Origin of the sequence: uncultured Campylobacter sp., from assembly GCF_937997465.1 — a bacterium.
GTDB lineage: Bacteria > Campylobacterota > Campylobacteria > Campylobacterales > Campylobacteraceae > Campylobacter_A.
Genome location: NZ_CALKTQ010000083.1, coordinates 1 through 7,224, shown reverse-complemented (window position 1 = coordinate 7,224; position 7,224 = coordinate 1). Strand labels below are relative to the sequence as shown.

8 protein-coding genes are annotated in these 7,224 nt (G+C 45.2%); 7 read left to right on the top strand and 1 reads right to left on the bottom strand.

The window, feature by feature from the left end; translation table 11 throughout:
- The 5 genes from Q0546_RS02490 to Q0546_RS02470 form a co-directional block, all read left to right on the top strand.
- Nucleotides 1-455: HisA/HisF-related TIM barrel protein (locus tag Q0546_RS02490; protein WP_298790228.1), on the top strand; the 455-nt coding region annotated here is incomplete at its 5' end.
- A gap of 37 nt (nucleotides 456-492) precedes the next feature.
- Nucleotides 493-1,158 carry a purine-nucleoside phosphorylase gene (locus Q0546_RS02485; RefSeq protein WP_298790226.1) on the top strand — a complete coding sequence of 222 codons (666 nt, stop codon included), beginning with the start codon at nucleotides 493-495 and terminating at the stop codon, nucleotides 1,156-1,158.
- Nucleotides 1,155-2,246 (top strand): 23S rRNA (adenine(2503)-C(2))-methyltransferase RlmN, encoded by a 1,092-nt coding sequence (gene rlmN / locus Q0546_RS02480; RefSeq protein ID WP_298790222.1) that lies wholly within the window; start codon nucleotides 1,155-1,157, stop codon nucleotides 2,244-2,246. The genes Q0546_RS02485 and rlmN overlap by 4 nt, the downstream gene beginning before the upstream one ends.
- A 367-nt stretch (nucleotides 2,247-2,613) precedes the next feature.
- Entirely contained in the window at nucleotides 2,614-3,534 is a 921-nt protein-coding gene (locus tag Q0546_RS02475) for a hypothetical protein (protein ID WP_298790220.1), read from the top strand.
- Between the two features lie 141 nt (nucleotides 3,535-3,675).
- Nucleotides 3,676-3,888, top strand: coding sequence for a hypothetical protein (locus Q0546_RS02470; protein WP_298790218.1), 213 nt, complete (start codon nucleotides 3,676-3,678; stop codon nucleotides 3,886-3,888).
- 341 nt (nucleotides 3,889-4,229) lie between these two features.
- On the opposite strand, the gene Q0546_RS02465 is transcribed toward Q0546_RS02470, so the two are convergent.
- The gene (locus tag Q0546_RS02465) at nucleotides 4,230-5,138 is read right to left on the bottom strand and encodes an RluA family pseudouridine synthase (RefSeq protein WP_298790216.1); all 909 of its coding nucleotides are present in this window, start codon (nucleotides 5,136-5,138) and stop codon (nucleotides 4,230-4,232) included.
- A 124-nt stretch (nucleotides 5,139-5,262) separates the two neighbouring features.
- Between Q0546_RS02465 and purB the strand changes: the two genes are divergently transcribed.
- Complete coding sequence (gene purB, locus Q0546_RS02460) at nucleotides 5,263-6,606, top strand: adenylosuccinate lyase (RefSeq protein ID WP_298790214.1); 1,344 nt, start codon at nucleotides 5,263-5,265, stop codon at nucleotides 6,604-6,606.
- Nucleotides 6,606-7,224, top strand: a 619-nt coding sequence (locus Q0546_RS02455) for a ribonucleotide reductase N-terminal alpha domain-containing protein (RefSeq protein ID WP_298790212.1), incomplete at its 3' end; no start/stop codon positions are given. The genes purB and Q0546_RS02455, both read left to right, overlap by 1 nt.

The following is a 7,224-nucleotide window of genomic DNA, read 5'->3' as shown; positions in this document are numbered from 1 at the left end:
AAATCAGCCTCAACTCAGCCGCGATAAAAAATCCAAATTTGATAGACGAAGCGGCGAATAAATTCGGCTCGCAGTGCGTCGTAGTCGCGATCGACGCAAAAAGAATAGGCGAGAGTTACAGCGTTTTTATAAATGGCGGCAGGCTAGATACGGGCAAGGACGCTCTAGCGTGGGCAAAAGAAGCACAGGAGCGCGGTGCGGGCGAGATTTTACTCACGTCGATGGACTGCGACGGCGTTAAAAACGGCTTTGAGCTAAATTTGACGCGAATTTTCAGCGCGCTTGATATCCCCGTCATCGCAAGCGGCGGTGCGGGCAAAATGGAGCACTTTAAGGACGCATTTTTAGCGGGTGCGGACGCGTGTCTAGCGGCATCTATTTTTCACTTTAGAGAAATTGAGATTAGGGCGCTTAAAACATACCTCAGACAAAACGGCATCGAGGCCAGACTGTGAAATTTAAACTCAAATTTAGTGCGCAAAAGGCCAGAGTGTGATTATTTCAGCGGGGCGAAACGAGATATTTCCTTTCGCGCTACCTATGGGCGTGGGGCTAGTAGATATGAGCATAAATTTGACGGCGCTTTTGCAAAAGCGAGCTATGGTTGATAGCTGCGGTAGATACGAGCAAAATTTGATGGCCAATGGACAGTTTGATGAAAGACTAAATTTGATAGATTCGCCCATTTTGCAAAGCGCGAAATCCTCCCAAAACCCAGATAAAATTTTAAACGCACTACCGAGAGAAATCATTTTTATAGGCTCGGCGGGACTTTATAAAGAGGGGGAAATTTTTAAAATTTACGAGAGCTCAGTCGCAGCAAATATCGAAATTTCAAGCCTAGAAAACAAAAGTTATTTGCCGATAGAGAGTGGAATCGCTTCTATTGTTCCACGTGGAACATGCAAAGTAAATTCCTCAAATTTCATCACAATAGATCAAAATTTAGCTCACGAGCTTTTTGCGCGCGGATATTTTTTAGAAAATATGGAATTTTTTGCCGTCCTCAAAGTCGCGCAAAAATTTCAAATCCCGGCTTACGGTATATTTGTAGCAACGAATTTCTGTGACAAAAACGCACACGCAGACTTTATCAAAAACCACGAGCAAGCAAAAAAAGAGCTCGAAAAATACCTAAAACAAAAGGAAATCATTTGAAAAATTTGCTTGATTTTACATTAGACGAGCTAAAAGAGCAGCTCTCGCCGCCGTTTCGCGCTAAGCAAATTTTCGAATGGCTATACAAGAAAAACGCAACCAGTTTTGATGAAATGCTAAATTTGCCAAAGGATTTGCGTGCAAATTTAGCACAGGAGTTTTACCTTGATCCGCTAAAGTGCGTCAAATTTGAGCAGAGCGCCGACGGCTCTATAAAGTATCTTTTCGAGCTCAAAGACGGGCTGCGCATCGAAAGCGTGTTGCTACCGATGAAAGAGGAGCTCAGCGACGAAAATGGCGAGGTAGCGCGCCATGCTCGTTATACCATCTGTGTTAGCTCGCAGGTAGGCTGCCGCATGGGCTGTTCGTTTTGTCTAACCGGCAAGAGCGGACTAACGAGAAACCTAACGCCAGGCGAAATAGTGGGGCAAATTTTGTGGATAAAAAGAGAAAATAAAATCCCCTACGAGCGCCGCGTAAACGTCGTATATATGGGCATGGGCGAGCCGCTTGACAACCTAGAAAACGTTAGTAAAGCTATAAAAATTTTAAAAGAAAACGACGGGTTAGCTATCGCGCCGCGCCGCCAGACCGTTAGTACGAGCGGGCTAGGTAGCCAGATAAAAAAGCTCGGCGAGATGGATCTGGGCGTGCTGTTAGCGATATCTTTGCACGCCGTTACTAACGAGCTTCGCAGCAAATTGATGCCTATAAATAACGCCTACAAAATCGAGTCCGTTATGGAGGCCGTGAGGGGCTTTCCGATCGATATGCGCAAGCGAGTGATGTTTGAGTATCTCGTCATAAAAGACATGAACGACGGCATAAAAGATGCTAAAAAGCTCGTTTCGCTGCTGCACGGCATCAAAGCAAAAGTAAATTTGATCTACTTTAATCCACACGATGGTAGCGAATACGGACGTCCAAACACAGCCGATATGGAGGCATTTCAGACGTATCTGCGCGATCACGGCGTGACCTGCACCATCAGGCAGAGCAAGGGGCTAGATATCAGCGCAGCGTGCGGACAGCTAAAAGAGCGCGACAATCAAACAAATGGCAAAACGCTAGCCAAGACGGCAAAATGACGCTACTTGATATATCCCAGATAGTTTTCGTCTGTATAGTGGTTTTTTTAGGGCTCGGACTAATCATAAAGACGGCTTTTTATGACAAACACGACCGATGATATAGCATTCTTGCTCTATGATTTTTGCTATATTGATAAGAAAATTTTCAAAAAATCCTAAAAATCTGCCTAGAAAACGAGATAGAAGATAAAAATTTAAGGGCCGAAATTTTAGATATTTTACACTTTACGACCTATCTGATGCTCTGTCATCGCGACAAAAAGGATATGTATAAGATAAAAAACTTCAAAAAAGTCGAGGAAAAATTCGGCGATTATTTTCAGATCATAAGGCAGATCAGTAGGAAATTTATAACGGAGTAACAATGAACGCGCAAAAAATAATGGACGAAATCGACGTATTTTTAAGCAAATCGCTACTTAAAAAATCAACGATAACCAAAGCACAGATCATAAATTTCATAGAAACAAAATGGGCGGAAGCAGACGAGGAAAAGTACAAAATCTACGATGCGTACATCTACGCGCACCGCATGATAAGCGAATACGAAGAGCTGAAAGACTGCGCCAACGTCCTGCGCTGGATCGATGAGATGTATAAGTGCAATAAGGCAAAAGATAGCCCCTCCTACGTAAAAGACTATTATAGAGGCGAGCGCTGTCTAGCCTGCGGTCAAAAAGAAGCAGCGCTAAAATATCTGCAAAAAAGCTACGACGCGGACAGGGACTATGTCTTTGCCGGAGACGAACGCATCGCTAAATTTTTTAAAGATTATCTTGTAAATCCTGAAATTTTGCCTGAATTTATAGAAGAAGAGTATGATGAAGATGAATTTGATGATTTCGGATTTGAGATAGAACTCGAGCGTTACGGCAAAATTTTAGAGCAAGAGGCAAAATTTTATTGCACGTTTCTAAACAAAAAAGGCGATGAGGTATACGAGCCAAGCCGCACGCACTCAAATGCAGTTTATTTTTTAAGGCAAAATCAGGAGGAAATTTTAAATGAAATTCTTACCGAGATTTTCAATAATTATCCAAAATGGCAAGAAATTTACGACTATCCGAGCGAGACAAAGAATGATTTTATGCCAAATATCTGCGCGCAGCACGAGCTTGGTAGGCTTTTGGAGCTACAAAATATCTATATTTTACTTAGCGGTAAAACCGCAAAAATAGGCTTTGAATTTAGCTGCTCATGGGATATGGAGCACGGCCTAGGCGTTATGACGCAAAGCGGCAAAGTCGTAAAAATCGGCAGCGGCGAGACGGCATTCGGCTTTTAACCCTTGGCTATAAATTTGCCCAGCCGCCGCGCGCAAATTGATTTTTACTCGTCAAAGGTTTTATTTTTCGTGTGATAAAAGTATAAATATAAAAGCCCCAGCGGCGCGATAAAAACTGCAAAACTCCAACAAATAAGCATTGTGATAAATTTAGCGGTGAATAAAAAGTACATTTGCAAAAAAGACGTTTTTGCTAAATATGAAGCCTACGATACTTTCATAAACAAAGCGAGAGTATGGGTACAAAAAGGTGTTTGCGATAAAGATAACATAGCTAAAAATTCGCTTATCGCCCCCGTTATACATAAGCGCTATAAACAAAGCCGTAAAGATAGCACCAAAAATCGGTACTAAAACCCGTTTCCAGCCGTCTAAATTTAACCGCACGTTAACTAACAAGGACAAATTTACTAACGAAAATTACGTTAGTTTACCCCTTACATCTTTTACTAAAAGCGAAGTAGAGCAGGGTTGCCAAACAAACGAACAAGCGCGCAATGCTGTATAGCCGAAATAAAACACTTTTTTTGTGGGGCGAATCATGCCCAATAGTAGTTAAATTTTATGGCATCGTTTTGTATTTGATGCTATCGCTAGCGGATGTTACATATCTAAAATTTACCGTCTTTATGCTGTCATATTTTATAAAGCTTCCTAATATAAATAAAAAATGGCCTAGCAAATCGGCTCAAAATCTATCCGTGCTTTACAAGTTTATAAAATTCATCTTTCGCATCAAATTCTGATTTTATTTTGTATTCTACGCCGTCAAATTTAAAGCAAATTTCATCAGAATGTAGTAGCAGTCTGGGAGCGCCGGTTGTCAAAATTCGCTCGCTTTCGCTCATCTCTTTATCTAAAATTTTCTCGATTTGCGGTCGAGATAGGCCGTAGAGCGGTTCGCCTAAAATCTTATGTTCCACGTGGAACAAATGTAAGCGAATTTGATGCTGCCTGCCCGTGAGCGGTACGGCTCGAACCAGCGTCGCATCGATGTCGGCAAAATACTCTATCGGCAAAATCTCCGTAACTGCGCTTTTACCGTCCTCGCAAATTCGCATTCGCATTTTCACGTCGTCATAGTCGTTTGCTAGATCCATATTCGCTTCGATACGCAAATTTTCGCTTATTTTTCCGTGCACGAGCGCAACGTAACTTTTATAAACCTGCCGATTTTCAAAAAGTTTTTTCAAATTTACGACTGCATTTTTGTCTTTGCCAACGACGATGAGTCCGCTCGTTTCACAGTCTAGACGGTGCGCGACCGACGCCTCGTGGCCGTAGAGCGACCAAATTTCGTCATTTAGTGAGTACTCGCAGTGCCTGCCGTTTGGGTGACTGAGCACGCCGCTGGGTTTATCAAAAACCGCAAATTTATCGCACTCAAAAATCGGCTTTAGCCCGCGCGGATTCGTCTCATAATCTATCAGGCAAATTTCGCCACTTAGCAAGGCATTTTTTTCACCGACGACCGCGCCGTCGCAGGTAAGCCGGCCTTTGTCGATGAGCCGCTGGGCTTCGCGCATTTTATAGCCATTTTGCAGTAAAAATTCATACGCTTTTTGCCCCTGGGCATGCGCAATAAATTTATGAATATAAGGCAATTTTCACTCTTTAAATCTAAAATTTAAGGGCAAATTTAGCGGATACTAACCGCGATTTCAGCCCAGTTTTTATATAATCTTTCCTTAAAAAATTATACAAAAATTCGCATAAAAAAGGCTAAAGATGGTAGAAAGATATTCGCGCGAACAGATGGCGCAAAAGTGGGATATGCAGGCAAAATATGGTGCGTGGCTGGAGGTCGAAAAGGCTGCGGTCAAAGCGTGGAATAAGCTGGGCTTTATCAGCGATGCGGACTGCGAGAAAATTTGCAAAAATGCAAAATTTGACGTAGCGCGCATCGACGAGATCGAAAAGACGACCAAACACGACGTGATCGCGTTTCTAACGAGCGTGAGCGAGAGTCTGGGCGAGGAGAGTCGCTTCGTGCACTACGGCATGACTAGCTCAGATTGCATCGACACCGCTGTCGCACTTCAGATCAAAAGTAGCATGGAGCTTATCATAGAGGACGTAAAAGGCCTCATGAGCGCGATCAAAACCAGAGCGCAGGAGCACAAAAACACGATGATGGTCGGTCGCAGCCACGGTATCCACGGCGAGCCGATCACCTTCGGACTCGTGCTTGCGGTCTGGTACGACGAGGTCGCGCGCGCGCTGAAGCTGCTGCAAGACGCAAAAGAGGTCGCCGCCTACGGCAAACTAAGCGGCGCGATGGGAAATTTCGCTCACGCACCGCTCGAGTTTGAGGAGCTAACCTGCGCTGAGCTTGGTCTAAAACCTGCTCCCGCGTCAAATCAGGTCATCCAGCGCGACCGCTACGCCCACGTCATCAGCGCTATCGCCGTGCTAGCCGCCACCTGCGAAAAGATCGCCGTCGCCGTACGTCACTTCCAAAGGACGGAGGTTTATGAGGCCGAGGAGTACTTCAGCCCCGGTCAAAAGGGCTCCAGCGCGATGCCGCACAAGCGCAATCCCGTGCTTAGCGAAAATATCACCGGCCTTTGCAGGATGCTGCGCTCATACGTGACGCCCGCGCTCGAAAACGTCGCACTCTGGCACGAACGCGACATCAGCCACAGCTCGGTCGAGCGATTTATCCTACCGGACGCCTTCATCACGGCTGATTTCATGCTAGCGCGCATTACGAATTTGATCGCAAATTTGGTAGTTTATCCGGAAAATATGATGAAAAATCTAAATTTGACCGGTGGGCTAGTATTTTCTCAGCGCGTGCTTCTGCAGCTTCCGCAACGCGGGATTTCGCGCGAAGACGCGTACAAGATCGTACAGCGCAACGCGATGAAGGTCTGGGCGGATCTGCAAGAAGGCAAAAAGGCGATAAACGAAAACGGCGAGAGCCTGTTTTTACAAAATTTGCTCGCCGACGAGGAGCTACGCGCAAGCCTGGGCGAAGCCGAAATAAAAGAGTGCTTTGATTATGCGTATTACGCCAGGCACGTGGATGGGATTTTCGCGAGAGTATTCGGAAAGCAGGGCGAAATTTAATGAAAGTACTAAAACGAAACGGACGCACGGAAGAGCTTGACGTAAGCAAGATTAAAAAATACACGAGCGAGGCGGTTGCAGGGCTGGCAAACGTAAGCCTAAGCGAGCTTGAGGTGGACGCGAAAATTCAGTTTCGCGATATGATAACGACCGAGGAGATCCAGCAAACCCTCATCAAAACAGCTGTCGAAAAAATCGACATCGATCGCCCGAACTGGACCTTCGTCGCGGCAAGGCTATTTCTATACGACCTTTATCACAAGGTCACGGGCTTTAGCGGCTACAACCACCTACGCGACTATCTGCAAAAGGGCGAAAAAGCAGGCCGTATAATCCCTGGACTAAAAGAAAAATACGACCTGGACGACCTAAACGACTACATCAGGCCAGAGCGCGACTTACAGTTTGCCTATCTTGGTATCAAGACGCTATACGACCGCTACCTCATCAAAGACCGCAGCGGCGCGCCGATCGAGCTACCGCAGCAGATGTTTATGGCGATCGCGATGTTCCTCGCGCAAAACGAACTAGACTGCCAAGGCTGGGCAAAGAAATTTTACGACCTCATATCTAAATTTGAAGTCATGCTCGCTACTCCGACGCTCTCAAACGCCCGCA